The 25,317-nt window shown below is 53.9% G+C and carries 26 protein-coding genes and 1 pseudogene; 24 read left to right on the top strand and 3 right to left on the bottom strand.

What is annotated here, in order from left to right; all coding sequences use genetic code 11:
* Positions 1-11 precede the first annotated feature (11 nt).
* The 3 genes from NOS26_RS07545 to NOS26_RS07555 all read left to right on the top strand — a co-directional run bounded on the left by NOS26_RS07545 (position 12) and on the right by NOS26_RS07555 (position 2,568).
* Positions 12-638, top strand: coding sequence for a flavodoxin (locus NOS26_RS07545; RefSeq protein ID WP_014016187.1), 627 nt, complete (start codon positions 12-14; stop codon positions 636-638).
* Positions 639-811: 173 nt separating this feature from the next.
* On the top strand, positions 812-1,966 hold the full coding sequence (locus NOS26_RS07550; protein ID WP_014016188.1) for an alpha/beta hydrolase: 1,155 nt from the start codon (positions 812-814) through the stop codon (positions 1,964-1,966).
* Between the two features lie 50 nt (positions 1,967-2,016).
* Entirely contained in the window at positions 2,017-2,568 is a 552-nt protein-coding gene (locus NOS26_RS07555; RefSeq protein ID WP_255917494.1) for a DapH/DapD/GlmU-related protein, read from the top strand.
* A 4-nt stretch (positions 2,569-2,572) separates the two neighbouring features.
* Here NOS26_RS07555 and NOS26_RS07560 read toward each other — a convergent pair whose 3' ends face one another.
* Both NOS26_RS07560 and NOS26_RS07565 read right to left on the bottom strand, forming a co-directional pair.
* Positions 2,573-3,487 carry a LysR family transcriptional regulator gene (locus NOS26_RS07560; protein ID WP_014016190.1) on the bottom strand — a complete coding sequence of 305 codons (915 nt, stop codon included), beginning with the start codon at positions 3,485-3,487 and terminating at the stop codon, positions 2,573-2,575.
* Positions 3,488-3,489: 2 nt separating this feature from the next.
* A complete protein-coding gene (locus NOS26_RS07565; RefSeq protein WP_014016191.1) occupies positions 3,490-3,675 on the bottom strand; it encodes a LysR family transcriptional regulator in 186 nt (61 codons plus the stop codon).
* Positions 3,676-3,853: 178 nt separating this feature from the next.
* On the opposite strand from NOS26_RS07565, the gene NOS26_RS07570 reads away from it, so the two are divergent.
* From NOS26_RS07570 to NOS26_RS07650, 17 genes and pseudogenes are all read left to right on the top strand, one after another.
* Positions 3,854-4,885, top strand: a complete 1,032-nt coding sequence (locus NOS26_RS07570; RefSeq protein ID WP_014016192.1) for a mechanosensitive ion channel family protein — start codon at positions 3,854-3,856, stop codon at positions 4,883-4,885.
* Between the two features lie 232 nt (positions 4,886-5,117).
* Positions 5,118-6,491 (top strand): MATE family efflux transporter, encoded by a 1,374-nt coding sequence (locus tag NOS26_RS07575; RefSeq protein ID WP_014016193.1) that lies wholly within the window; start codon positions 5,118-5,120, stop codon positions 6,489-6,491.
* Positions 6,492-6,654: 163 nt separating this feature from the next.
* On the top strand, positions 6,655-7,089 hold the full coding sequence (locus tag NOS26_RS07580) for a SoxR reducing system RseC family protein (protein ID WP_014016194.1): 435 nt from the start codon (positions 6,655-6,657) through the stop codon (positions 7,087-7,089).
* A 463-nt stretch (positions 7,090-7,552) separates the two neighbouring features.
* Positions 7,553-9,211: an AAA family ATPase gene (locus NOS26_RS07585; RefSeq protein ID WP_014016195.1), complete on the top strand. Its 1,659-nt coding sequence runs from the start codon at positions 7,553-7,555 to the stop codon at positions 9,209-9,211.
* 121 nt (positions 9,212-9,332) lie between these two features.
* A complete protein-coding gene (gene ruvC / locus NOS26_RS07590; protein WP_014016196.1) occupies positions 9,333-9,833 on the top strand; it encodes a crossover junction endodeoxyribonuclease RuvC in 501 nt (166 codons plus the stop codon).
* A complete protein-coding gene (ruvA, locus tag NOS26_RS07595; protein WP_014016197.1) occupies positions 9,830-10,435 on the top strand; it encodes a Holliday junction branch migration protein RuvA in 606 nt (201 codons plus the stop codon). The genes ruvC and ruvA overlap by 4 nt, the downstream gene beginning before the upstream one ends.
* 3 nt (positions 10,436-10,438) lie before the next feature.
* A complete protein-coding gene (ruvB, locus tag NOS26_RS07600) occupies positions 10,439-11,443 on the top strand; it encodes a Holliday junction branch migration DNA helicase RuvB (protein WP_255917496.1) in 1,005 nt (334 codons plus the stop codon).
* An 8-nt stretch (positions 11,444-11,451) separates the two neighbouring features.
* Positions 11,452-11,670 (top strand): DUF2905 domain-containing protein, encoded by a 219-nt coding sequence (locus NOS26_RS07605; RefSeq protein ID WP_255917497.1) that lies wholly within the window; start codon positions 11,452-11,454, stop codon positions 11,668-11,670.
* Positions 11,671-11,681: 11 nt separating this feature from the next.
* Entirely contained in the window at positions 11,682-13,073 is a 1,392-nt protein-coding gene (locus NOS26_RS07610) for a SpoIID/LytB domain-containing protein (RefSeq protein ID WP_255917498.1), read from the top strand.
* 21 nt (positions 13,074-13,094) lie between these two features.
* Positions 13,095-14,114 (top strand): tRNA preQ1(34) S-adenosylmethionine ribosyltransferase-isomerase QueA, encoded by a 1,020-nt coding sequence (gene queA / locus NOS26_RS07615; RefSeq protein WP_255917499.1) that lies wholly within the window; start codon positions 13,095-13,097, stop codon positions 14,112-14,114.
* A 13-nt stretch (positions 14,115-14,127) separates the two neighbouring features.
* On the top strand, positions 14,128-15,234 hold the full coding sequence (gene tgt, locus NOS26_RS07620) for a tRNA guanosine(34) transglycosylase Tgt (protein ID WP_036205142.1): 1,107 nt from the start codon (positions 14,128-14,130) through the stop codon (positions 15,232-15,234).
* Between the two features lie 45 nt (positions 15,235-15,279).
* Positions 15,280-15,546, top strand: a pseudogene (gene yajC / locus NOS26_RS07625) (preprotein translocase subunit YajC); the annotation flags it as partial.
* A 139-nt stretch (positions 15,547-15,685) separates the two neighbouring features.
* Complete coding sequence (locus NOS26_RS07630; RefSeq protein ID WP_255917500.1) at positions 15,686-16,252, top strand: 5-formyltetrahydrofolate cyclo-ligase; 567 nt, start codon at positions 15,686-15,688, stop codon at positions 16,250-16,252.
* Positions 16,253-16,303: 51 nt separating this feature from the next.
* Entirely contained in the window at positions 16,304-17,539 is a 1,236-nt protein-coding gene (gene secD, locus NOS26_RS07635; protein ID WP_036205187.1) for a protein translocase subunit SecD, read from the top strand.
* Complete coding sequence (secF, locus tag NOS26_RS07640; RefSeq protein ID WP_014016206.1) at positions 17,536-18,465, top strand: protein translocase subunit SecF; 930 nt, start codon at positions 17,536-17,538, stop codon at positions 18,463-18,465. Before secD ends, secF begins: the two co-directional genes overlap by 4 nt.
* A 193-nt stretch (positions 18,466-18,658) precedes the next feature.
* Entirely contained in the window at positions 18,659-19,243 is a 585-nt protein-coding gene (yedF, locus tag NOS26_RS07645; RefSeq protein WP_014016207.1) for a sulfurtransferase-like selenium metabolism protein YedF, read from the top strand.
* A gap of 3 nt (positions 19,244-19,246) precedes the next feature.
* On the top strand, positions 19,247-20,158 hold the full coding sequence (locus NOS26_RS07650) for an AEC family transporter (protein WP_014016208.1): 912 nt from the start codon (positions 19,247-19,249) through the stop codon (positions 20,156-20,158).
* Here the strand turns inward: NOS26_RS07650 and NOS26_RS07655 are convergent.
* Positions 20,093-21,019, bottom strand: coding sequence for a LysR family transcriptional regulator (locus NOS26_RS07655; RefSeq protein WP_014016209.1), 927 nt, complete (start codon positions 21,017-21,019; stop codon positions 20,093-20,095). The genes NOS26_RS07650 and NOS26_RS07655 overlap by 66 nt on opposite strands.
* Positions 21,020-21,163: 144 nt before the next feature.
* Between NOS26_RS07655 and NOS26_RS07660 the strand changes: the two genes are divergently transcribed.
* The 4 genes from NOS26_RS07660 to NOS26_RS07675 all read left to right on the top strand — a co-directional run bounded on the left by NOS26_RS07660 (position 21,164) and on the right by NOS26_RS07675 (position 25,039).
* On the top strand, positions 21,164-22,417 hold the full coding sequence (locus NOS26_RS07660; protein ID WP_014016210.1) for a diaminopimelate decarboxylase: 1,254 nt from the start codon (positions 21,164-21,166) through the stop codon (positions 22,415-22,417).
* Between the two features lie 159 nt (positions 22,418-22,576).
* The gene (locus NOS26_RS07665; RefSeq protein WP_014016211.1) at positions 22,577-23,089 is read left to right on the top strand and encodes a hypothetical protein; all 513 of its coding nucleotides are present in this window, start codon (positions 22,577-22,579) and stop codon (positions 23,087-23,089) included.
* Positions 23,090-23,104: 15 nt separating this feature from the next.
* Positions 23,105-23,620 carry a transcription repressor NadR gene (locus NOS26_RS07670; RefSeq protein ID WP_014016212.1) on the top strand — a complete coding sequence of 172 codons (516 nt, stop codon included), beginning with the start codon at positions 23,105-23,107 and terminating at the stop codon, positions 23,618-23,620.
* Between the two features lie 81 nt (positions 23,621-23,701).
* Positions 23,702-25,039: an MFS transporter gene (locus tag NOS26_RS07675; RefSeq protein WP_014016213.1), complete on the top strand. Its 1,338-nt coding sequence runs from the start codon at positions 23,702-23,704 to the stop codon at positions 25,037-25,039.
* Positions 25,040-25,317 lie beyond the last annotated feature (278 nt).

Raw genomic sequence — 25,317 nt, forward strand, 5'->3', positions numbered from 1 at the left:
ATCTGAGTTAAATGATGAAGAAAATTTTAACGCTTGCCTTGAGCAGCCTCATGGTCCTGGGCCTAGCTGCCTGTGGAAATACAAACAGTGCAGATACGTCTTCAAACACATCGAAAAAGACGGATACGGCGGCCCAGGCTCCGGCCAAGGGCAATGGCAAGACGTTGGTCGTCTATTATTCGGCTGGCGGCCATACGAAGAACGTCGCCAATTATATCGCTAAAGCGACCAACGGCGACGTCATGGAACTGAAACCGGTCCAGGACTATACGGAAGCGGACCTGGACTATAATAATCGGGACAGCCGCGTCTATCGCGAACACGATGATGCCAGCCTGCGCGACATTCCCTTGGTCAAGGATAAGGCCGACAACTGGGAAGGCTATGATACGGTCTTTATCGGGTATCCTATTTGGTGGGGCATCGCTGCCTGGCCGGTAGATACTTTTGTCAAGCACAATGACTTCAGTGGCAAGACGGTCATCCCCTTTGCCACGTCGGCCAGTTCGGGCCTCGGCGACAGCGGCAGACAGCTGCAACAGATGGCTGGCACGGGCAGCTGGCTGGAAGGCAAGCGTTTCCCGTCCAATGTGTCGGAAAGTACGGTTCAGCAGTGGGTTCAGAGCCTGAATCGCTGATAGAAAAAGAAGGAGGTTGTCTGAATAAGGCAGCCTTCTTTTTTATTTAAATAATCATAGCAAAAAAGCATTGATTAACAAAGTTCATAGGTATTTGTTATTCAATAGATAGCAAAGTATACTGTAATCAAGCAATAGAGAGTTTCAAAAGTGTTGAAAAAGGAGAATGTAACATGAAAAAACATCAGAAAGCCTTATTAATAGCGGCTGCTTTATGGGTGAGTACCTTTCCCTTTTCTGGATTCGGCACGGGTGCCGCATATGCGGCGACACCGGCAGCGGTTTTGCAGGCGAGATCGCAGATGAAACAGTCTTCCATCAGCGAATTAACGAATGATACACGGGTATTCAAGGTTGACCCCAAGATTGAAGCGAAGAATGTCCGCTTTCAGAACCGTTATGGTTTCGACATCGCTGGCCACCTTTATTTGCCGAAAAATTTCGATGCCCAGAAGCAATATAAGGCCGTCGTCGTTTCGGGGCCTTTCGGCGCTGTCAAAGAACAATCTTCCGGCTTATATGCTCAGGAAATGGCAAAACACGGATATGTTGCTGTCGCCTTTGATCCGTCCATGACTGGAGAAAGCGGGGGCACGCGCCGTAATATGGCTTCGCCTGATATCTTTGTAGAAGATTATAGTGCTGCTGTCGATTTCATCAGTAATTTGAAATTCGTCAATCCCGATAAAGTAGGGGCTATTGGCATCTGTGGTCTGTCCGGTATGGCCCTGACGGCTGCTGCCAATGACACGCGCATCAAAGCCGTCGCAACTTCAGCGATGTATGATATGTCCGACAGTATCCGCAATCACTATCAAGGAGATTACTATACGCCGGAACAGCGGGAAAAAGTGAAGGAACATTTGGCTGTTATGCGGGACAAAGAAGCCAAAGAAGGGCAGGCTATCCCGGGCTCGCATGAACTGGATGCGCAGGGACATATCATTTCTCATGATACGATGTTTCCAGACAAACTGCCAGCCGATGCAAATAGTGTAGTGAAAGGATTTTATGATTATTACGTAGGGCGGGCATATCATCCGCGGTCCATCAACTCCAATACACTGGCCTGGGATTCGACAACGCCGTATGGATTCTTCAACTTCTCTCTCATGGAACACATTGATGAAATCAGCCCGCGTCCGGTCCTGCTCATTACCGGTGAGAAAGCTCACTCGAAATACTTTGCCGATGCGGCGTATGCTAAATTAAAGGCTCCGAAACGGGAAATCGTTGTTCCCGGGGCTACGCATACCGATTTATATGATCAGATGGATAAGATTCCTTTTGCCGATTTGGTCCAATTTTTTGACGATGCCTTGAAATAAAAGTAAGCACCTTAGAAAGGATCCTTCATATGTTATCTTTGTCGCAAGCCTTGAAACGATGGAGCCGGGAGCCGGTCATCGGTACGACAGCAGACGAAATTGAAACCATGCGCTTTTACAGCCGGCAGGCGCAGAAGATTCTCATGGAAATCAATACACAGTACCATGAACCGGAAGTACTGCGCCAACTTTTTTCACGGCTCATCGGCCGTCCTGTCGATGATACATTTGCCTTCTTTCCACCGTTTTATACGGATTTTGGCAAGAATATCCATCTTGGCAAGAATGTCTTCTTCAATAGCGGCTGCAAGTTCCAGGACCAGGGAGGTATTTTCATCGGCGATAATGTCCTCATTGGACATAATGTTGTCCTAGCTACGCTCAATCATCATCCAGCCCCGGATAAACGGAGTGAGCTCATGCCGGGCCGGATCGTCCTGCATGAAGGCGTCTGGATTGGGGCTAATGCGACCATAACAGCTGGGGTCACTGTCGGTCGTTATGCCATCGTCGCAGCCGGTGCCGTCGTGAACCGGGACGTCCCACCGTATACTGTCGTCGGCGGCGTACCGGCTCGCTTTATCAAAAACATTGAACAGTGAGGTTTTATAGCTGGCGTATTTTTTCTGCCTCTTCCTTCAAGAGATGGATGAATTGCTGGGTCCCTTTGGAGAATAATTGGAATCGTTTCCATACGATGAACAGGGTATCCTCCAACACCGGGTCCAAGAGGCGGAAGCAGAGCGCCGGGTCATAGGGTGGCACGTTGATGATTTTTTCCAACATGATGCAGGACCCCAGCCCTTCGCGGACCATGAGGGATGCATTATAGGCCAGATTGTAGGTTGCCTGGATGTTCAATTCGGCAAAGGGCTTTTTTATCCATGTCTGCAATTTATTGCCATGGCTGTTGGCTTGCAATACCTGCTGGGACAGGATGAGATTTTCCGACCATAAATCTTGTGGCCGGATTGCCTCCCTGGCTGCCAGCGGGTGGCTGCGCTGCAAAAGAAGGCCCCAGTGATCGGTGTATGGGCAGGGCAGGACCTCATATTTTTCCGTATCGACATGACCGTAGACGACGGCGATGTCGATGAGTCCTTTGTCGAGGGCTTCCATGATGGCCTGTCCATCGCCACTGGTAACGTGGAAATGGAGGTTCTTGTAGTGGCTTTGCAGTTTATGGGCAGTCTGCATGATGAAGCGGACACTGTCGGATTCAGCCGAACCGATGCGGATGTTTCCGTTTAGTTCCGTATCGTCACTGCGCAGTTCCTGTTCCGTATGGCTGGCTAAAGACAGGATTTCTTCAGCCCGCTTTTTCAGGAATAGGCCTTCCTCGGTGAGCGTAATGCGACGGGGGCCGCGGATCATCAGTTCTTTTCCCAGCATCTCTTCCATGTCACGCAACTGCCGCGACAGTGTCGGCTGGGACAAGTGCAGGGCTTCGGCTGCGTGGGTAATGCTTTCTTCTCGGGCGACGGTGAGAAAATAATTGAGTACCCGTAAATCTAACATCATTATCAATCCTTTCCTGGTAGATGAATCTCTTCTTTCAGGCCTTTCAAAAAGGCTTCGCACGTCGGCGACAGGAGCTGGTGTTTTTTCCAGGCTGCGAGACATGAGACGGTGACGGCTATATTCGCCGCACCGGTCATATTCTGTTCCCTGGCGACGGCCAGGAAGTATTGCAGGGTCCGTATTTCCATGATGTCACTCCTATAGGCTGATTTTTCTTTAGTATACGCCTTTTGGAAGGGCCTTACAATAAAGGTGTCATATCATAAATGACATGGAACTGTAACCGTTCTTGAGTTGTTGTTTGTCCTTCTCCGGAGTATAATAAATCGTACTTTCTGATTTGTTTCTTCGGGGGAGGATTTTTTTATGGATTACATTGTCAATACGTTTACTTATGAGCTGGAACACGGCGGGCCGCACGTGCATTTCCTGGCCTTTATTTTATTTATCATCATCGGCATCGCCATCCTGCACGGCGTCTTCCGGGGCGTCATCGAGGTATTGAGCCGCGTGACGAAAGTCCCGCGGGACAGCTGGCGCAATGTCTTCCGCTTCATGCCGACCCTGCTGGGCATCCTCCTGGGAATCCGTCTGACCAAGGATATCCTCAATCTGCCCGATTTCGTCCAGCATATCTTGTCCTATCATTATCACAGTGTCGTCATCATTACGGTGACTTTCTTCTGCGCCCACACGGTCTCGTCTTTCTTGAAAGATAAATTATCCAAGAGCGGCGATAAGGCGGCGACGACGTCTATCTTGACGACGGTCGTCGATTTGTGCGTCTATCTGATGGGTGTCCTCTTCATCCTCAGTTCCTACGGTATCTCCATTTCGCCGCTCCTGACGGCCCTCGGCGCCGGCGGCCTGGCATCGGCCCTGGCCTTGCAGGATACGCTGGCCAACCTCTTTTCTGGCATTACGACCCTCGTATCGAAACAGGTACACATGGGCGATTACATCCGGCTGGCCAGTGGGGAAGCGGGCCGTGTCGTCGACATGAACTGGCGCAATACGACCATCCGCACGGCGACGGGGAACATGGTCATCGTCCCCAACAAGAGCATCGCCACGGCGACGCTGACCAACTATGAACAGCCTTTGGCAGAATGTACCATTTCCATTCCCTTGACCATTACTTATGACAACGACTTGCAGCACGTCGAAGACGTCACCCTCGGCGTGGCCCGCCATATCCTGGATCACAGCGAATACGGCGTCACCGGCTTCGAGCCCCTCGTCCGCTATGACCAGATGGGGGAATACGGCATTTCCTTCAAAGTCGTCCTGCGTATCCGCAACATCGTCGACGAAGCCGTCCTCAAACATCAGTTCATCAAACGGATTTATACGACCTATAAGAAAGAAAATATCCAGCTCCTCATCCGCCATGACTGAGCAGGGGGACTCTGGTATGACGGTTTCTGCCATCATACGAGGTCTCTTTCTCTTTAATGTTTGAGGTTTGATGTATGATGTTTGAAGCGATGGCTTTTAAATTTTGTTCCATCCACATCAAACTTTCAACTTCAAACTTCAAACTCAAAAAGGCGCTGTCTTCATGCGACAGCGCCTTTTTATGTGTTATACTGAGAAGGAGAATACTACAAAAGAACGAGGTAATCAGATTATGGAACGTAAACAAAACAAGGGCCGCCGCGGCATGGATATGCTGCACGGTTCTATTGCTGATAAGCTGTTCTTCTTTGCCATGCCTATCGGGCTTATGGGTTTGTTTGAACAGCTTTTTAATAGTGCCGATGTCTTTATCTTGGGCCGCTTCGTCGGCAAGAGCGCCATGGCCGCTGTCGGCAATAATATGCCTGTCATCGGCATCCTGGTGACCCTGCTCATGGGGATTTCCCTGGGGGCCAATGTCACTATCGCCCAGTATCTCGGCGCCCGCCGCGATGATAAAGTGGAACGGACGGTCCAGACGGCGATTTTGATGTCCTTCGGCTTGGGCGTTTTGCTGGCCATCATTGGCGAACTCATCGTCTATCCGGCCTTCTGGGTCCTGGAAGTGCCGCCAGACGTCTATGACATGGCCGAACAGTATCTGCGCATTTTCCTGCTGGGCCTGCCGTTTTTGTCGCTGTATAACTTTGAAGCGGCCATCTTCCGCAGCTGCGGCGACGGCAAGACGCCGTTATACAGCCTGATTGCCGCCAATCTGGTCAATATCGTCTTCGACCTGTTGTCGGTACTGGTCTTCGATTTTGGCCTGGCCGGTGTCGTCTGGGCGACGGTCCTTGCCTTTGCCGTCAACTCGCTCATCCTCCTGGCCCTGCTGTGCCGGACGACGGACCGCATCCGCCTGGAACGCCACCACATGCGCTTTTCCCAGGAAGAATTGCACCATATCATCCATATTGGCCTGCCCGCCGGTATCCAGGGCATGGTCTTTGCCCTGTCCAACGTCCTCATCCAGTCGGCCCTCAACAGCCTGGGGACAGAAGCCATGGCGGCGTCGGCTGCGGCTTTCATCATCGAAGGCAATATCTACTGCTTCGTCAACGGTTTCAGCCAGGCCACGACGACTTTCGTCGGCCAGAACTATGGCGCCCGCAACTTGCGCCGCTGTTTCCGCATTACGAAAGTCGCCTTCGGCGTTGAAGCGGCCTTTCTCCTAGCCGTCACCGTGCCGGTTCTCTTTTTTTCGCCAGAACTCATCCGCCTGTTCAACGGCGACCCGAACGTCGTCGCCTTGGGGACGAAACGCCTCTTTTACGTCGCCGGGACCTTATATCTCAACGGCATCATCGACATCATTTCCGGCTCCCTGCGCGGCTATGGCTATTCCCTGCCGCCGGCTGTTGTCGTCCTGGCCGGCATCTGCGGCGTCCGCATCACCTGGCTGTACACCGTATTTGCGGCTCACCGCGACTTCCTGGTCCTCATGGCGGCCTACCCGGCCAGCTGGCTGGTCACGGCCATCGTCCTGACCTTCGTCTACCAGTCCTGCCGCAAACACATCGTACGGGGCCTGCTGAGTGAGCGGTAGCCGCTAGCCTCTACCCCCTAGCCCCTAGCTACGAGCCACTAACTGCTAACTCCTCAAGTGATGAGATGCAATCAGCCTACACTTGATTAGTAACATCCACTATGCTATAATTAACGTAACGAATAATTATTATTGATTACCGGTTTGAAAGGGGGCATAGGATATGCGTTTTGGTGAAGGTTTTGTCGAAGAAATAAAGGAAAATGGCTTGGCGAAAGTACGGGTCAGCCGCGATTCGCTCTATGTAGCCTGCAGCGTCTGCGCCGCAGCGGATCACGTCAAACTCCTGGCTTATAATTCCATCGGTGCTGCCGAAGGCGACCACGTCCGCTATGAAGTCGATGACTCGCACCTCATTTCCGGTGCCTTTGTCTGCTTCATCCTGCCCGTAGTCATGCTCCTCGTCGTAGCGCTCTTAGGCTATCTCCTCGTCGGCCACAGCGCCGGAGCTATCGTCGGCGGCATTGCCGGACTCATCGTCTCGGCCCTGGCTGTGCGGAAGTATGACCGCTCCCTGAGCCGTATAATTGATACCAAAGCCAACATCCTCAGCGTCATCGTCGATGAGGAAGAAGAGAAGGAAGAGAACAGAACTTAAACTTTGGAATGAAATCCTAATTCACGATATTATTGGTTAAACATTGGAAAACATTCTGGACTTTTTGCATTGTGAAGTCATAACTGCATAGTGAAGAGATGTAGACGAAAGATGTCGATAGTGTAATAACTATCGGCGTTTTTTTGTTTATAAACGGCAAATCATAAGCTAATTATCGAACTTTTAAATGTAATTACTTGCTGTTTATGACCCGCTATAACTTTTGTCTCAATAGCATGAATGGCTTAACCAACGCGACGAGAAGCGACGGGAACAGACGCGCGAACGGGTACAGCGCTACCGTGAGAAGCATCGCCATCGGAGAAACAACCGCTAGTATCCATCTGAGACAGTGAATTGGAGACGCAGGCCGCAGACTGAGCCTTTCTTTTGTCCGGCAATTCCCCTATACTATAGATATAATATAAGGGAATTTTTTTACATTTGGAAAGGGGGAGCGGCTATGCAAGGCCTGCCGATTGGTATTGACGATTTTGCCAAAGTCCGTGAGGGAAATTATTATTTTGTCGACAAGACCCTGGCTATACGGGATTTCCTCGATAATCATGGGGAAGTGCTGCTGCTGACGCGGCCGCGCCGTTTTGGCAAGACGCTGTTCTTGTCCATGTTCTATTATTTTTTTGCCGCTGACCTGGAACAGGATTACCGGAAGCTCTTTCGCGGCCTGGCTATTGAAAGGGCTGGCGAACGGTATATGGCGGAGCAGGGGAAGCGGCCTGTCCTTTTCCTGTCCCTGAAGGATGTCAGGCACCGGACTTGGTCGGATATGGTGGAAAAATTCCGATTTCTCCTCAGTGATTTATATGACCAATACGCTTATCTCATGGAAGTCCCTGGCTTTTCACGAGCTGAACGGCGGTATTTTCAGCGCATCCATGACGGGCTGGCATCACCTGTCGAGATGGAAGAGGCCTTGCGCCGCTTGATGGACATGATGAAGCGTTATCATCAGCAGCCGGTAGTCCTCTTGTTGGATGAGTACGACATCCCGGTCCAGCAGGCCTGGGAGCACGGTTTTTATGATGAATGCATGGCTTTCATGCGGAATTTCCTCAACCCTGCCCTGAAGACGAATCCGTCTTTGGATTTTGCTGTGGTGACAGGCGTCCTGCGGATTGCCAAGGAAAGTATTTTCAGCGGCTTGAATAATCTGGAAGTCAGCAGTGTCATCAACGGGACCTATGCCGATTGGATCGGTTTCACGCCCGAAGAAGTACGGGTCCTGGCCCGTGCGCAGCAGCAGGACAAGGCCCTGCCTGTCCTGCGTGACTGGTATGATGGCTATTGTTTTGGCAGCCAGGAAATCTATAATCCCTGGTCGGTCTTGTGCTTTTTCAAGGCACAAGGCCAGCCGCAGCCTTATTGGGGTCATACGTCAGGCAATGTCCTGCTGGGGGAATTGTTGAAACAGACTGATTCGGTCCAGGAAGACAACTTACTGCGCCTTATCCAGGGAGAGTGCGTAACAGCCGTCCTTACGGAAAATACGATTTATCCGGAAGTTACGGATAATCCCGATGCGTTATATACGATTCTCGTGCTGGCAGGGTATTTGAAAATCGTGTCCCGCCGGTTGGTCATCGACACCTGGGTGTACGTCCTGGCCATTCCCAATCGGGAAGTCCGCAGCATTTACCGCAATGAAATCCTGAGCCGCCTGAGTCCGGGTAGGACGACATCATATCTAATGACAACCATGGAAAGCCTCATGGCGGGGAATGGTACTGCCTTTACCAAAGGTTTACAGGATATCCTGATGAAAGTGGCCAGTGTGTATGATACGGCCAACCGGGAAAGTTTTTATCATGGCTTGTTATTAGGGATGACGACGCTCCTGGTTCCGGAATATGAAGTCAAATCGAACCGGGAAAGCGGCTTAGGGCGATATGACTTGGCAATTTATCCAACTCATGAAGGACAATGCGGCGTCATTTTGGAATTTAAAGCGGCAGGTTCTTCGGACGAACTGCTGAAAAAAGCGCAGGAAGCCCGCCGTCAGATTGATGAAAAAGGCTATGAAACCGATTTCAAGGCCCGGGGCGTTACGAAAGTCTTGAAATACGGTATCGCTTTTTACGGGAAACGAGTCGTCTTAGTGTAAATTTTGAGTCAAAGAGGCTGGAGACAAAGGGGAAAATCTTTGTGCAACAGCCTCTTTCATGGTATAATGAACATTAGTCTATTTATTTCTATTATGTAAGGTATAAAGGGAGGCAGAGAAGATGCGGGCAATGGGAATCGACCCGGGGACGGCTATCTGCGGCTTTGGCGTCATCGATGCCGACGGCAGCCGCTTGAAGCCCGTGACCTATGGGACTATCCAGACGACACCGGACCATACCGATGCAGAACGGCTGGTCATGCTCTTCGACGGCCTCAATGAACTCTATCGTAAATATAAGCCCGACGTCATCGGCGTCGAGCAGCTCTTTTTCAACCGCAACGTCACGACGGCCATCACCGTCGGCCAGGCGCGGGGCATCATCCTCTTGACGGCCCAGCAGGCGGGCATCCCTATCCTGGAATTTTCGCCGCTCCAGGTCAAGCAGGGCGTCACCGGTTATGGCCGGGCGACGAAGGACCAGGTCATCGACATGACCATGCGTCTCCTCGGCATCCGCCAGAAAATCAAGCCCGACGATGCGGCCGACGGCCTGGCCATGGCCATTTACGCGATTTATTCCAGTCATTCTATGAGTCTGAAAAGGAAGGTGCAGTTATGATCGGATATCTGAAAGGCGTGATCAGCCACCTCTTCGTCAATTCCTGCTTCATCGACGTCCACGGTGTCGGCTACCGGGCTTATGCACCGGCTTCGACACTGGACACGCTCTGTGTCGGTCAGGAAGCCATGCTCTATACGTACATGAGCGTCCGCGAAGACGCCATCGTCTTATACGGCTTTGCTACGCAGGATGAATACGATTTGTTCATGCTCCTCATCGGCGTCAACGGCGTCGGCCCGAAAGTGGCCCTGGGCATCCTCAGTGCCGGCACGGCCGACAGTTTCCGCCTGGCCGTCCATCAGAAGGACATCAAAGGTTTGACCAAGATGCCCGGTATCGGCAAGAAGACGGCCGAACGCATCGTTCTGGAATTACAGGATAAAATCGGCCCCGTCGCCGGCGGAGAAGCGGCAGCTGTTGAGGGCGGTTCGTCTTCGGCAGGCTTGTCGGGTATCCTGGCGGAAACCCTGGCGGCCCTGACCAGTCTCGGCTACAGCGAACAGGAAGTCCTGCCCGTCGCCGAATCGCACCTGGCCGGCTGCACGACAGTGGAACAGCTGCTGAAAGAGACGCTGAAGGCCTTGGGGAGCGGGAGGTAAGCCATGGAAGAAAATCGCATCATCGAGACGACAGACCTGCCGGGCGATTCCTGGCAGTACAGCCTGCGTCCTCATTATTTACGGGAATATATTGGCCAGGATAAGGTCAAAGATAATCTGGAAGTCTTCATCAAGGCGGCGAAACTGCGCAAAGAAGCACTGGACCACGTCCTCTTGTACGGGCCGCCGGGCCTGGGCAAGACGACTATGGCCGGCATCATCGCCAACGAACTGGGGGTCAACCTGCGCATCACGTCGGGCCCGGCCATCGAGCGGCCTGGCGACCTGGCTGCCCTCCTGACCAATCTCCAGGAACGGGACCTGTTGTTCATCGACGAAATCCACCGCCTGTCGCACAGTGTCGAAGAAGTCCTCTATGCGGCCATGGAGGACTATGCTTTGGATATCGTCATCGGCAAGGGCCCCAGCGCCCGGTCGGTGCGCATCGATCTGCCGCCGTTCACCCTGGTCGGAGCGACGACCCAGGTCGGCCGCCTGGCACCGCCTCTGCGCGACCGCTTCGGCGTCATCTGTCGTCTGGAATTCTATAAGCCTGAGGACCTGGTCCTCATCATCAAGCGGACGGCCGATATCCTCGACATGGCCATCGACGACGACGGCGCCCTGGAAATCGCCCGCCGCTCGCGGGGGACGCCGCGTATTGCCAACCGCCTCTTGAAGCGCGTCCGCGACTTCGCCCAGGTTGCCGAAGCCGGGTCGATTACGGCGTCCCTGGCCAACGATGCCCTGAACCGGCTGGAAGTCGATTCGTGCGGCCTCGACCGGACGGACCGCCGGGTCCTGCAGGTCATCATCGATAAATTCGGCGGCGGCCCCGTCGGCCTCGATACGATTGCCGCCGCTATCAGCGAATCTGTCGATGCCGTCGAAGACGTATATGAACCCTTTTTGATGCAGCAGGGCTTCCTGAACCGCACGCCCCGGGGCCGCGTCGTCACCGATGCCGCCTACCGTCATCTGGGTCTGCCCGTGCCATCAGAAGGATAGGAGGGGATATGATGGCGAAATTACTCATCCTCATGGGCGCCTTCTTCATTGTCGCCGGTTTGCTCTGGATGGTCGGCGATTCGCTGGGACTGGGGAACTTCCTAGGCCATCTGCCCGGTGATATTTCCTTTACCAGAGGGAATACATCTTTTCATTTCCCCATCGTGACCTGCATCCTCATCAGTGCAGTCCTTACAATTGTCCTCAATCTCTTCTTTCGCCTGTGAGGAGGATTTTTATGAATAAAAAAAGCTGGCTCCGCATCGTGACCATTACGTCTCTGTGCGCCTTGCTGACGACGAGTGCGCTGGCTTCGTCACCGAAAGCGAAAAAAACAGTACATCGACATCCACCCGTACGATATGCCCAGAAGGCAACGGCTCATACGGCTAAGCCGGCAGCATCTACCCATAAAAAGCCCGTGTATACGCCGAAACAAGCCGCATATACGCATAAGCAGGCCGTCCAGGACAGCGCGACTCTGCGCATCGGCATCCGCGAAGGACGGGGCCGGGTGGCCGTCACCGGGCCGCAGGGGCTGGGCGTCTACCGCGGCGACATGCTCTGGAAGAAAGCCGCTGCTAACGTACCTGTCACCATTGCCCTGTCCGGGACGAACCTGACTGTCAATGGCGATATCAGCACCGTGCCCGTCCAGGTCCGGTCCCTGGTCCAGGGCGGGTCCGTTGAGATTACCGACGGCTATGCCTACCGCGGCGCCCTGGAAATGATGAAATCTCCTGGCCGCTGGGGCCTGACCGTCGTCAACGTCGTACCGGTAGAACAGTATCTCTACGGCGTCGTCGGCAAGGAAATGTCGCCGTCTTGGAGCGAAGAGGCCCTCAAGGCCCAGGCCGTCGCGGCCCGGACTTATGCCATTGCCCATAAGAACCGCTTCAGCCAGCGCGGTTTCGACTTGACGGATGATACATCGAGCCAGGTCTATGCCGGCATCAACGGCGAATCGCCGTCGATCATCAAGGCTGTCAACGATACGAAAGGGGAAATCCTGACCTATCAGGGCAAGCCCATCGACGCCTTCTTCTGTTCCACTGCCGGCGGCTGGACCGAAGACAGTGAAAATGTCTGGGGTTCCTACGTGCCTTATCTGCGCGGTGTCCGCGATGCCAGCGATGCCATGCCGGGGTATCGCTGGTCGGTGACGACGACGCCGGAACAGATGGCGGCTAAACTGAGCGCCGCCGGCAAGGACGTCGGGCGCATCAAGTCCATCGAACTGTCGCCGCTCATGAAGCGGCCCATGTCCATGACGGACCGCGGCGTGTCCGGCCGTGTCCAGGAAATGATCGTCAAGGGCACGAATGGTAATGTCACTGTCAAGGGCTCGGCCTTCCAGTCCATCTTTGGCCTGCGCAGCACGCTCTTTGATTTCTACAGCGGCCGCGGCACGGCACCGGATCCCGATGCCGGCGCCGCTGTGCGCAAAAGCGATTTCATCATCAAAGCCGGCCAGCCCGTGACTATCTACGGCTTCGGCTGGGGCCACGGTTTGGGCATGAGCCAGTACGGGGCCTATCAGATGGCTAAGGAACATGCCAACGAAAAGAATTATTACCGCCATATCCTGACCCATTATTATACGGGGACGAAGATTGAAAAATTATATTAAGCCAAAAAGAGGAAGATTATTTTGAAACTAACAGATTTTTACTACGATTTACCGAAAGAACTCATTGCCCAGCATCCGGCAGAACCGCGGGACCACGCCCGCCTCATGCTCTATGACCGCCAGACCGGCGCCGTCGAACACAAGTATTTCTATGACCTCGTCGACGAACTGCACGAAGGCGACGTCCTGGTCTTCAACGATTCTCGCGTCATCCCGGCCCGCCTCCATGGCAAGCGGACGCCGACGGGCGGGAAGGTCGAAGTCCTGCTGTTGACGCCCGTCGGCGACGACCGCTGGGAAGTCCTGGTCAAGCCGGGCAAGAAAGCCCTGCCCGGGACGGTCATCGAATTTCCGGAAGGCCTGACAGGCACTGTCGAAGACCGGACCGATTTCGGCGGCCGCATCATCAAGTTCGCCTATGAAGGCGATTTCGACGCCATCATCGACAAAATCGGTGAAATGCCGCTTCCGCCGTATATCCACGAAAAGATGGAAGACCCTGATGAATACCAGACGGTCTATGCCAACGAACGCGGCTCCGCTGCGGCGCCGACGGCAGGCCTGCATTTTACGGAAGAACTGCTCCAGAAGATTCGCGATAAAGGCGTGGAAGAAGTCTTCATCACCCTCCACGTCGGCTTGGGGACCTTCCGGCCGGTAGAAGAAGAAAATATCGAAGACCATCAGATGCACAGTGAATTCTACAGCATCACGCCGGAAGCCGCTGCCACCATCAACAAGGCCAAAGCCGAAGGCCGCCGGGTCATCGCCGTCGGCACGACCAGCATCCGCACCTTGGAAAGCGCCGGCACGACGGGGACTTTGCAGGCCGGATCGGGCTGGACGAATATCTTCATCTATCCGGGCTTCACCTTCCACATCGTCGACGCGCTGGTCACGAATTTCCATCTTCCCGAATCGACGCTGCTCATGCTCATCAGCGCCTTGTCGACGCGGGAAAAAATCTTGAAAGCTTATGAAATCGCCGTCCAGGAAAAATACCGTTTCTTCAGTTTCGGCGATGCCATGTTCATTCACTAAGGGAGGAAAATCTATGGTCATTACCTACGAACAGCAGGCCGAATGTGACGGCGCCCGCGCCGGGATTCTGCGCACGCCGCACGGCACCTTCAAGACGCCCATGTTCATGCCTGTCGGCACGCAGGCGACGGTCAAGACGCTGACGCCGGAAGAACTTTACGATATGGGCGCTCAGGTCATTCTCAGCAATACATATCACCTGTTCCTGCGGCCTGGCCACGACTTGGTCCAGGAAGCCGGGGGACTTCATAAATTCATGAACTGGAAACAGGCTATCCTGACCGACAGCGGCGGTTTCCAGGTCTTCAGCCTGGGCCAGATGCGTAAGATCACCGAAGAAGGCGTTACCTTCCGGTCCCATCTGGATGGGTCGAAGAAATTCCTGTCGCCAGAAGTGTCCATGGATATCCAGATGGCTCTCGATTCGGACATCGCCATGGCCTTCGACGAATGTATCCCCTACCCGTCGGACTATGAATATACGCAGATGTCGACGGAACGGACGAGCCGTTGGGCCGCCCGCTGCCTGGACCATCACCACAGCGATACGCAGGGCCTGTTCGGCATTGTCCAGGGCGGCATGTACAAGGACCTGCGCAAGCAGAGCTGCCAGGACCTGGTCGACATGGATTTCGACGGCTATGGCATTGGCGGCTTGAGTGTTGGCGAATCTAAGGATATAATGTATGATATATTAGAGCATACGACACCGTACCTGCCGAAGGATAAAGCCCGCTACCTCATGGGCGTCGGCACGCCGGACTGCCTGCTCGAAGGCGTCGCCCGCGGCGTCGATATGTTCGACTGCGTCTTCCCGACGCGCGTTGCCCGCAACGGCATGGCCATGACCCATACGGGCCGCCTGACCGTGCGCAACGCCAAGTATGCCCACGATTTCCATCCCATCGAAGAAGGCTGCCAGTGCTATACGTGCCGCAATTATTCGCGGGCTTATATCCGCCATCTCTTCAAGGCCGAAGAACTCCTGGCATACCGCCTGGTCAGCATCCACAACCTGTACTTCCTGCTGCAGTTCATGCGGGATATGCGCCAGTCCATCTTTGACGGCACGTTCCGCGAATTCCGCAAGGATTTCTGGAAACGTTATCAAGACGCGTAAGCGCTTGCATATAGACTATTTTTTATTTCACGGAGGTGTAAAGACATGGATATTATGGAACAGCTCAATGCCTTTTGGCCCATTATCCTCATGGTCGTCATTTTCTACTTTCTCTTATGGCGTCCGCAGAAGAAACAACAGAAGAAACGCCAGGAAATGCTGGAAAGCTTGAAGCCCGGCGCCAAGATCGTCACCGTCGGCGGTGTCATGGGGAACATCGTCTCCCTGCACGATGATTACCTCATCGTCCGCATTGCTGACAAAGTCGAAATCAAGATCACCCGCGCTGCCGTAGCACAGGTCCTGGGCAAGGGCGAAGGCAAGAAAGCGGCCAAGAAAGCCGAAAAAGCTGCTGAAAAGGCAGAAGAAAAGGCGCCTGAAGCAAAGGCCGACGTTCCGGCTGAAACCAAAGCCGAAGCGGCATCGGATGCCAAGGAAGCAGAAGGCAAAGATGCTCAGTAAAAAAGAATTGCGTAAAGCCATGAATGACCGGCTCCACCAGCTGACAGAAGGGGAAAAGGCAGCGGCCAGTGCCGCTGTCTGCGCCCACCTGGCGGCCCTGCCGCAGTATCAGCAGGCCCGCAGTATCATGGCTTTTCTCCATATGTCCGACGAAGTCAGCCTGGACGGCCTGATCCAGCAGGCCCTGGCTGACGGCAAGGAAGTCTATGTCCCGGTCTGCGTCGATAAGCAGCGCATTGAAGGCCGGCGCCTGTACACGCTGGAACAGGCGGTCTGCGGTGCCTATGGCATCCGGACGGCACCGCCGGACAACCCGCGCATCGAAGCCGATGAGCTCGATGTCATCTTCGTGCCCGGCCTGGCCTTCGATGCCAAGGGCCATCGCCTGGGCCATGGAGCGGCTTATTATGACCGCTTCCTGGCTGGAAAGGGCAGGGCGGCCGCCATTGCCGCGGCCTGGGATGTCCAGCTCGTCCCGGACGTGCCCGTCGAAGCCCATGATATCGTCATGACCGATATCGTCACGGATAAACAGCATCTCGTTATCCATCCATAAAAAACTATTGAAGATTACCCAGAGGGGGGAGTATTGTTGCGGACCCGTAACATGATAAAATTTTTCGGGGCAGTCATCATCATCCTGGCCGCCTTTGTTACCTTGATTTATCCGCTTGCCAACTCCATCAAACAGGGCCTGGACTTACAGGGCGGTACGCATATCGTCCTGGAAGCTGAAGATACGCCGGACGCACCGGTCACGGAAGACTCTTTGAGCCGTGCCGTCACCATCGTCGAACGCCGTATCAATGAAATGGGCCTGACCGAACCGCTTGTCCAGAAGGAAGGCGCCCGTCGTATCATCGTCGAGCTGCCCGGTGAAAAGAATCCGGAAAAAGCCATCGAGACAATCGGGAAAACGGCCGTCATGGAGTTCAAAGATGAAAGCGGGACGACCCGTATGACCGGGAACGACCTGAAAACGGCGAAAGAACAGATCGACCAGGGCCATAAGAACGTCGTCGCCATTGAATTTACCGACGAAGGGGCCAAGAAATTCGCCGATTTGACGGCTTCCAACGTAGGCCATAAGATCGGTATCTACCTTGACGGTGAATTGCTGACCAACCCGGTCGTCAATGAACCGATTACCGGCGGCAAAGCCGTCATCACGGGCAGCCAGACGTTGGAAGATGCCAAGAACCTGGCCATCCTCCTGCGTTCCGGTGCCCTGCCTGTCAAATTGAAAGTCATGGAAGTCCGCACCATCGGCCCGAGCTTGGGCCTCGACTCCAAGATCAAGAGTGAAAAGGCCTTTGCCATCGGCATCATCTTGATCATGATCTTCCTGATCATCATTTACCGCATGTCCGGTGTCGTAGCCAACATCGCCCTGTTGGTCTACGTCCTCATTTTGCTGGGCATCCTGAAGTACCTCGATGCGACACTGACCCTGCCGGGTATTGCCGGTATCATCTTGTCCATGGGCTTCGCCGTCGATGCCAACATCCTCATCTTTGAACGATTCAAGGAGGAAGTCCTCATCGGCAAGAGTCTGAGAACGTCCATGGAAGCCGGGTTCCGCCGGGCCTTCAATACCATCCTCGATGCCAACGTATCGGTCATGATCGCCGCCATCGTCCTCATCGTCATGGGCAGCGGTACGGTCAAGGGCTTTGCCGTCAACCTGGCTTTAGGGATCGTCGTCAGCATGTTCACGGCCATCGTCGTCAGCCGGTCCCTGCTCACGTGGTTCATCAATACGGGCCTCATCACCAATCCCTGGTTCTATGGCCTGAACCGCAAGCCGCCTGAACATATGCTGAAAAAGGGGGGACAGAAATGAGTTTTGATATTGTCAAACATCGCGTATGGTGGTTCACCTTATCGTCTGTCCTCGTCATTGCCAGCCTGATTTCCATCTTTATCAATGGCTTCAACTTCGGCATCGACTACACAGGCGGTACGATTTTGGATATGCAGTTCCATAAAGCCGTCACCGTTTCCGAAGTCCGCCAGGTCATCGATAACTCCGATATGGATCTGGGCAATACGGTCATCCAGCTGACGGGCGTCACTGACCAGGACTCGTCGACAGATGTCATGCTGCGCATGCGCAACCTGACTAGTGACGAAAGCAAAGCCGTTTCGGATAAGCTGAGCGATTCCCTGGGCGGCGCTGAAATCAAGCGGACCGAATCGGTCGGCGCCGTCATCGGCTCGGAAGTCACGAAAAACGCCATCACCAGCCTGGCCGTGGCCTTCATCGCCCTGGCTGCGTATATTTCCTTCCGCTTTGAATACAAAATCGCTATTTCGGCCTTAGTGTCGATCCTGCACGATTTGATCATGGTCCTGGGTTTCTTCTCGTTTTTCCACCTGGAAATCGATGCGTCTTTCCTGGCGGCCATCCTGACCGTCGTCGGCTATTCCATGAACGAAGCCGTCGTCATCTTCGACCGCGTCCGTGAAAACACGCGGACTCACCGCCGGACCGACTCCTATGAAAAACTGGCTCACGACAGCATCTCCCAGAGTATCCATCGCAGTATCTATACGCTGACGACGGTACTCTTCGCCTGCGGAGCCTTACACTTCTTCGGCGGCGATTCGACGAAGAACTTTTCCCTGGTCATGCTCATCGGCTTCATCAGCGGGGCCTATTCGTCCATCTGCGTCGATACGTCCCTGTGGGTCGTATGGAAGAACCATACCTCTCATAAACGCGGCCCGAAAGCCATAGAAACCGAACCGGCAGAAACAGAAGAATAGCATAAAAAGGAGCTGTCGCATGTACGACAGCCCTTTTTAAGTGGTTAGCAGTTAGTGGATGGTTTTAATATTGTAGGGGCCGTCCCCAAGGGCGGCCCGCCATGAACCACGAGCCACGAGCCACGAGCCACGAGCCACGAGCCACGAGCCACGAGCCACGAACCCCTAACTCTTAAAACAAGGAGGAATTACGATGTTTAAGATCAATGCACTGGGCAAAGCCTGCCCGCTCCCGGTCATCGAAGCCCACAAGGCTTTGAAGGACCATGATGCCGTAGAAATCACGGTCGATAACGAAATCGCTACGGAAAACCTCAAGAATTTATCTCAGGAAATGAACTGCTCCTATACGATGAGCCAGGAATCGGATACGCACTACACGGTCCGCCTGGTCAAAGAAGGGGCTGATGTCGGTGCAGACGAAGCGCCAGTTACGACGGGCTCCGATTATACCGTCGTCATCAATGCGCCCGTCATGGGTGTCGGCGACGACCAGCTGGGCAAGAACCTGCTCAAGACCTTCATCTATACCCTGACAGAACAGGATGTCCTGCCGAAACAGGTTATCTTCTACAACGGCGGCGTCCCCTTGGTAACGGAAGGTTCGGAATCGTTGGAAGATTTGAAGAACCTCGAAGCCAAAGGCGTCGAAATCTACGCCTGCGGTGCCTGCCTTAATTACTATGGCCTGACCGAAAAGGTCGCTGTCGGATCCATTACCAACATGTTCCGTATCGTCGAAATGATGCGCACGGCCAACCGCATCGTCAAACCGTAAACCATGGAAGAAACTATCATCAAAGCCGCTATCCTCGTATCCTTCATCTTTTGCGGCTATACCTTAAAACAGCTGCGCCTTTTCGGGCGCAGCACTTTTAATACCATATCGACGATTGTCTTCAACATCACCTTGCCGTCGGTCATCCTGGTCAACCTCAACGGCATCCACTTCGACACGCGCTATCTCCTCATCAGCCTCCTGGCCATCATCTTCAACCTGATCATGGTCGGCATGGGCTATGCCGCCGGCCGGACGAAGGACGAAAAGGCCTTTTACATGCTCAATATGAATGGCTACAATATCGGCAATTTCGCCTTGCCCTTCGTGTCTTATTTCTTTGACAGTGCGGCCGTCCTCATCGTCTGCATCTTCGATGCCGGTAATTCCCTCATGTGCCTCGGCGGGGCTTATGGCCTGGCCCGCTGCGTCCGCGGCGAGAAAGGGGAGAGCATCGCCATGATCCTGGCCAAGACGATTTTCTCCTCTATTCCGGTCTTATCGTATATCATCATGATCACCTTGTCCCTGGCCGGCTTTTCCCTGCCCCAGGTCGTCATCGACTGGGCCAAGATCCCGGCGTCGGCCAATACCTTCTTGTCCATGCTCATGATCGGCGTCGCCCTGGGCCTGTCCTTGAAAAAGGAATACCTGCACCTCATCTATACCGACGTGGGCCTGCGGTTGCTGACGTCGGTCGTCATTGCGGCTTTCGTCTATTTCGCCCTCGATTATCCCATGGCCATCAAGAAGGTCATCATGGTCCTGGTCTTTGCTCCCGTCGCCGGCATGGCCTGCTACTATACAGCCAAGATGAAGCTCAAGATCGAAGTCGCAGCCTGCATCAGCTCATTTTATATTCTCTTGTCCATCGTCGTCATGTCGGCCATGATCATCGCCTTGCAGTCCATATGACCGGTCGGCCAGTAACTCTTCTTCCAGGTCCGCCGGCACGGTCGACGGGCTGCGCGTGATGTAGTAGCTGTCGACCTTGGGCGGCTCAAAATCGAGGAGGGGAATGGCCCGCAGGCGCTTTTCGGCCAGGTCCTCTTCGATGAGGCTCTTGGGCAGGAAGGTGTAGCCGATGCCGTCGGCTACGTACTGGGGCAGCTTGGTGCTGTTGTCGATTTCCAGGGGGAAGCGGTGATGGCGCGGGAACAGGTCCTGGATGTAGAGGCCTACGCCCTGGAGGGCGAAATTACAGAACAAGTAGTCGATTTTCTGCAGGTCGTCCTTGCAGATGCCGCCGGCGTATTCTGTATTGCCGGCCTGGCAGACCAGGACCAGGGAATCCGTCCGGTACGGCTGGCAGATATAGCCGTCGCGGAACATGGCGCTGAAGGAAAAGATTGCGTCCAGCGTCCCGTCCTGGAGCTGGCGCATCATCGTTTCCGTATGGCCGATGGTGACGTGCAGGGACACGCCTTTCTTTTCTTTCAGGAAACTGCGGATACGGCGCTGCAGGTGACATTCATAGATGGTGTTGGTCGTGCCGATGCTGACCTTCTGGGTATACGTCGGTGACGATTGGATGTCCTGCAACGCTGCCAGTTCCAGCGAGACGAAGCGCTGGGCATAGCTCAGGAATTTCTGGCCTGACGGGGTCAGGTCGACCTGTTTATGGCTGCGTATGAACAAGGGGACGCCGAGCTCCATTTCCAGATCGCGGATGCGGTTGGTCACGGTCGACTGGGCGACGAAGAGCTGCTGGGCCGTTTTGGTGAAGTTCTTGATTTGTGCCAGGGCGATGAACGTCCGGAGTGTCGTTGTGTCCATAGGCGGACCTCCTTCAGTTAATTTGATTATCGAATGAAATAAATTAAAATAATCTATTTCACAAATTATCTTCTTGTATTATATAATAACCTTTGTAGAGAAACAATAATTCTGTTAAGTATAAGAAACTGGAGCTGAACTAGGATGAACAAAAAGACTGTCCCTTTTAACGAAGAACAAATTCGTTCCATTATTGCTAAATACCCGACACCTTTCCATATTTATGACGAAAAAGCCATCGTCGATAATGTCCGTAAATTGATTAAAGCCTTCGACTGGGCCTATGATTTCAAAGAATATTTTGCCGTCAAAGCTACGCCGAATCCGTACATCATGCGCCTCTTGCAGAAAGAAGGCGTCGGCGCTGACTGCAGTTCCATGGCGGAACTGGAACTGTGCGACAAAGTCGGCATCAAAGGCCACGACATCGTCTTTTCGTCCAACGATACGCCTTATGCTGAATTTAAACGGGCTATGGAACTGGGCGCCCTGGTCAACCTCGATGATATTTCCATGATTGACTTCATGGAAAAACGCGGCCCCTTGCCGGAATGGATCTGCGCCCGTTATAATCCGGGTCCCCTCCTCAAAGGCGGCAACGACATCATCGGCACGCCGGAAGAAGCCAAATACGGCATGACTCGTGAACAGATTATCGATGCTTTTCGCATCCTTAAAGACAAAGGTGTCAAACACTTCGGCCTGCATACCATGGTCGTCTCCAACGAACTCCACGTCAACGGCCTTATTAACACGGCCAAGATGATGTTCGAATTGGCTGTAGAAGTGCAGAACATGCTGGGCATCAACATCGAATTTCTCGACTTCGGCGGCGGCATCGGCCTCCCGTATCGTCCGGAAGAATCCTTCATCGACTACGACGAACTCAGTGCCGGCATCAAAAAGAACTTCGAAGCCATCATGGAACCGGCTGGCCTCGGCAAATGCCGTATCTCCTTCGAATGTGGCCGTGCCATCACCGGCCCTTACGGCTACCTGGTCACGACGGCCATCCATCACAAACACATCTGGAAAGAATACATCGGCGTCGACGCCTGCATGGCCAACCTCATGCGTCCGGGCATGTATGGCTCGTACCATCACCTGACGGTCATGGGCAAAGAAAATGCGCCGAAAGACCACGTCTACGACGTTGCCGGTTCGCTCTGCGAAAACTGCGATAAATTCGCCATCGACCGCAGCTTGCCGCAGATCGACGACGGCGATATCCTGGTCATCCACGACACCGGTGCCCACGGCCATTCCATGGGCTTCAACTACAACGGCAAACTCCGTTCGGCTGAACTCCTGCTCCACGCCGACGGCAGCGTAACCCAGATCCGCCGGGCTGAGACCCTGGACGACCTCTTTGCGACTCTCGATTTCTCCAACTTATAATTGAACTTGCCTGAGGGCGTCTCATGATATTAAAAAATTTCATGGGACGCCCTTTTTTACAATAAAATTTTTTCGAATTTTAATCTCCTTTTAATGTTTATCATATATACTGAAAATAATCACATTGTCATTCACAAAGGAAAGGGGGAATGGGCCGTGATGAGCGCCTATGATATACTGACAGGGATTCAGCTGTGCATGATGATCGTCATGATAGGATATGGCATTTTCTTTTTCAAGGGCCGCACCTGCCGGATCTGGTGCTTTGGCGGCCCGGCCGTGCTGGTCACCTTTTGGTCAGCCGCCGTCATCTATTACTATACGGCCTACCTGTTCCTGACGATTTTATGTTTCCTCATGGCTTTTTTTCTGGGCCTGGGGCTGGGCCTGTGGTTCAAGGCAGGCCTGCCTGAACTGACCTATTGCCGGGCACGGCACCTGCTGCGGTGTCCGCCCATGCCGGGAGCCTTGCCGTTCAATATCCTGATCTGTCTGGCCTTTGCGGCCATCCAGGCCGGAGTCTATCATTTTCCGTTTTTGATGTATTCCTGGCTGTTCAACGAAGTCCTGGGGTTCGTACCGGGCCTTTTCAGCGGCCTGTTATGGGGGCGGGGACTGTCCATGCTCCTGGATATCCCGACGCGGGGGCAGCAGGTTTATAAAGATATTTAGGAAGGATTGGTTTATATGGATAATAGTGCACGGAGAGAAAAGATTCTCCAGCTTCTTCAGGGATCGCCATCGCCTATCACCGGGACGGCTTTGGCGAAAGCCTGCGACGTCAGCCGGCAGATCATCGTCGGCGACGTGGCCCTGATGCGTGCCCAGGGAACGGACATCATCTCGACGCCCCGCGGCTATCAGCTGGTGACACCGGTGGTACCGGGCTGTACGCGGGTCTTCGTCTGCTGCCATGGACTGGACCAGATGGAAGGGGAACTCAATGCCATCGTCGACAATGGCGGCATTGTCCGCAACGTCGTCATTGAGCACGAAGTCTACGGGAACCTCGAAGGGACCTTGAACCTTCATTCCCGTCGGGATGTCCAGCAGTACGTCAAGCGCATGCACGATTCCCATGCGGAAATGCTCAGCGCCATCAGCGGCGGCATCCACACGCATCTCGTCGAAGCGGCGACGGAAGAAGAACTCGAGGCCATCGGCCAGGCCCTGCGCGACCTCGGCGTCTTATATAAAAATTGACATTTTCTTCTTATCTTTGTACAATAGTGCCATGTAAATATAACTGTCATGACATATGTACAGATAGGAGGAATCGTCTTTATGGTATTGGAACGATTGGAAGCGCTGCCCGTAGGCCGTTTCCACTACAAGCTGCTGCTGGTCACGGGACTGGGATGGCTCTTTGATTCGATGGACACCGGGCTCATCGCCTTCATTTTGCCTGTCCTGGCGAAAGAATGGGGGCTGGCACCGGGGCAGATGGGCCTCATCGGCAGTATCGGCCTCATCGGCATGGCCCTGGGCGCCGTCATTTCCGGCACGGTGGCGGACCGCATCGGCCGCAAGAAGGTCTTCACCATTACGGTCTTATTGTATAGCATCGCTTCGGCTTTCTGCGCCCTGTCCTGGAACTATCAGTCCTTGCTCGTCTTCCGCTTTCTCGTCGGCTTCGGTCTGGGTGGGGAACTGCCTGTAGCGGCGACGCTCGTTTCCGAATATGCACCGTCCCGCGTACGGGGCCGTTTCATCGTCCTCTTGGAAAGCTTCTGGGGACTCGGCTGGATTGCCGCTGCCTGCATCGCCTATTTCTTCATTCCCGTCTATGGCTGGCGCATGGCTTTCCTCATCGGTGCGCTGCCGGCGCTCTACGTCTGCCTGATACGCCTGCACATGCCTGAATCGGTCCGCTACCTGCTGACCCGCGGCCGTGTCGATGAAGCCCGGCAGATTGTCCTTTCCCTGGAAAAACAGCTGCACGTGCCGTCGGCTCTCTTTACGGGCGAAACAGAACCGGTGCCGGTCGTCGCCAAGGCTTCGTTCCGGGAATTGTGGAAAAAGCCTTTCATGTCCCGGACCATCATGCTCTGGCTGGTCTGGTTCGGCATCAATTTCAGCTATTATGGCATCTTTATGTGGCTGCCGTCGCTGGTCTTCCAGCAGGGCTTTACCGTCGTCAAGACCTTTGAATACGTCCTCATCATGACCCTGGCCCAGCTGCCGGGCTACTATTGCGCGGCCTGGCTCGTCGATAAGATCGGCCGCAAGTATACCTTGTCGGCGTTCCTCTTGTTCAGCGGCGTCGCCAGCTATTTCTTCGGCCATGCCTCGACGGCTGCGACCCTCATGATGTGGGGTTCCGTCATGTCTTTCTTCAACCTCGGTGCCTGGGGCGTCCTCTATACATATACGCCGGAACAGTATCCGACGGCCATCCGTGCCTTGGGAAGCGGCTGGGCTGCCGGTTTTGGCCGTTTTGGCGGCATGGCGGCGCCTATGATGGTCGGGGCCCTGCTGGCCCGGAGCTTCGGTTTCGCCAGCGTCTTCTATATGTTTGCCCTGGTCTTTGCGGCCGTTGCCGTCATCGTCCTGAGCCTGGGTGTCGAAAGCAAGCAGAAGGACCTGGAAAGCCTCAGCGACGAACTGGTCAAAGCCAAGTAGGTTCACATCGAAAAAATGTAAAAAAGCTGTCAAATTTGCTTGACAGCTTTTTTTTTCAATGATAAAATACTTTATGTCGCATGAGTTCGGAAATGCTCGGAAATGAAGTTTTAAGTTTTACAGGATTTAAAATTTAGTTCTTGACAAAACGACATAATGTGATATACTAAACAAGCTGTTAGGGCCAAAGCCCTGGCGCTTGAGGATATAGTTTGAGACTTGAAAAAAGTTCAAATTAATCCTTGACAAGCTCTTCCGAGTTTGTTAAAATAAGCAAG

It is taken from the genome of Megasphaera sp. SC8-1 (genome assembly GCF_024436295.1).
Lineage (GTDB): Bacteria > Bacillota > Negativicutes > Veillonellales > Megasphaeraceae > Megasphaera > Megasphaera elsdenii.

Coding starts and splice junctions, on each gene's coding strand:
- NOS26_RS07545 (WP_014016187.1), top strand. CDS start 12: ATGATGAAGAAAATTTTAACGCTTGCCTTGAGCAGCCTCATGGTCCTG.
- NOS26_RS07550 (WP_014016188.1), top strand. CDS start 812: ATGAAAAAACATCAGAAAGCCTTATTAATAGCGGCTGCTTTATGGGTG.
- NOS26_RS07560 (WP_014016190.1), bottom strand. CDS start 3,487: ATGATGTTAGATTTACGGGTACTCAATTATTTTCTCACCGTCGCCCGA.
- NOS26_RS07565 (WP_014016191.1), bottom strand. CDS start 3,675: ATGGAAATACGGACCCTGCAATACTTCCTGGCCGTCGCCAGGGAACAG.
- NOS26_RS07570 (WP_014016192.1), top strand. CDS start 3,854: ATGGATTACATTGTCAATACGTTTACTTATGAGCTGGAACACGGCGGG.
- NOS26_RS07575 (WP_014016193.1), top strand. CDS start 5,118: ATGGAACGTAAACAAAACAAGGGCCGCCGCGGCATGGATATGCTGCAC.
- NOS26_RS07580 (WP_014016194.1), top strand. CDS start 6,655: ATGCGTTTTGGTGAAGGTTTTGTCGAAGAAATAAAGGAAAATGGCTTG.
- NOS26_RS07585 (WP_014016195.1), top strand. CDS start 7,553: ATGCAAGGCCTGCCGATTGGTATTGACGATTTTGCCAAAGTCCGTGAG.
- ruvC (WP_014016196.1), top strand. CDS start 9,333: ATGCGGGCAATGGGAATCGACCCGGGGACGGCTATCTGCGGCTTTGGC.
- ruvA (WP_014016197.1), top strand. CDS start 9,830: ATGATCGGATATCTGAAAGGCGTGATCAGCCACCTCTTCGTCAATTCC.
- ruvB (WP_255917496.1), top strand. CDS start 10,439: ATGGAAGAAAATCGCATCATCGAGACGACAGACCTGCCGGGCGATTCC.
- NOS26_RS07605 (WP_255917497.1), top strand. CDS start 11,452: ATGATGGCGAAATTACTCATCCTCATGGGCGCCTTCTTCATTGTCGCC.
- NOS26_RS07610 (WP_255917498.1), top strand. CDS start 11,682: ATGAATAAAAAAAGCTGGCTCCGCATCGTGACCATTACGTCTCTGTGC.
- tgt (WP_036205142.1), top strand. CDS start 14,128: ATGGTCATTACCTACGAACAGCAGGCCGAATGTGACGGCGCCCGCGCC.
- NOS26_RS07630 (WP_255917500.1), top strand. CDS start 15,686: ATGCTCAGTAAAAAAGAATTGCGTAAAGCCATGAATGACCGGCTCCAC.
- secD (WP_036205187.1), top strand. CDS start 16,304: ATGATAAAATTTTTCGGGGCAGTCATCATCATCCTGGCCGCCTTTGTT.
- secF (WP_014016206.1), top strand. CDS start 17,536: ATGAGTTTTGATATTGTCAAACATCGCGTATGGTGGTTCACCTTATCG.
- yedF (WP_014016207.1), top strand. CDS start 18,659: ATGTTTAAGATCAATGCACTGGGCAAAGCCTGCCCGCTCCCGGTCATC.
- NOS26_RS07650 (WP_014016208.1), top strand. CDS start 19,247: ATGGAAGAAACTATCATCAAAGCCGCTATCCTCGTATCCTTCATCTTT.
- NOS26_RS07655 (WP_014016209.1), bottom strand. CDS start 21,019: ATGGACACAACGACACTCCGGACGTTCATCGCCCTGGCACAAATCAAG.
- NOS26_RS07660 (WP_014016210.1), top strand. CDS start 21,164: ATGAACAAAAAGACTGTCCCTTTTAACGAAGAACAAATTCGTTCCATT.
- NOS26_RS07665 (WP_014016211.1), top strand. CDS start 22,577: ATGAGCGCCTATGATATACTGACAGGGATTCAGCTGTGCATGATGATC.
- NOS26_RS07670 (WP_014016212.1), top strand. CDS start 23,105: ATGGATAATAGTGCACGGAGAGAAAAGATTCTCCAGCTTCTTCAGGGA.
- NOS26_RS07675 (WP_014016213.1), top strand. CDS start 23,702: ATGGTATTGGAACGATTGGAAGCGCTGCCCGTAGGCCGTTTCCACTAC.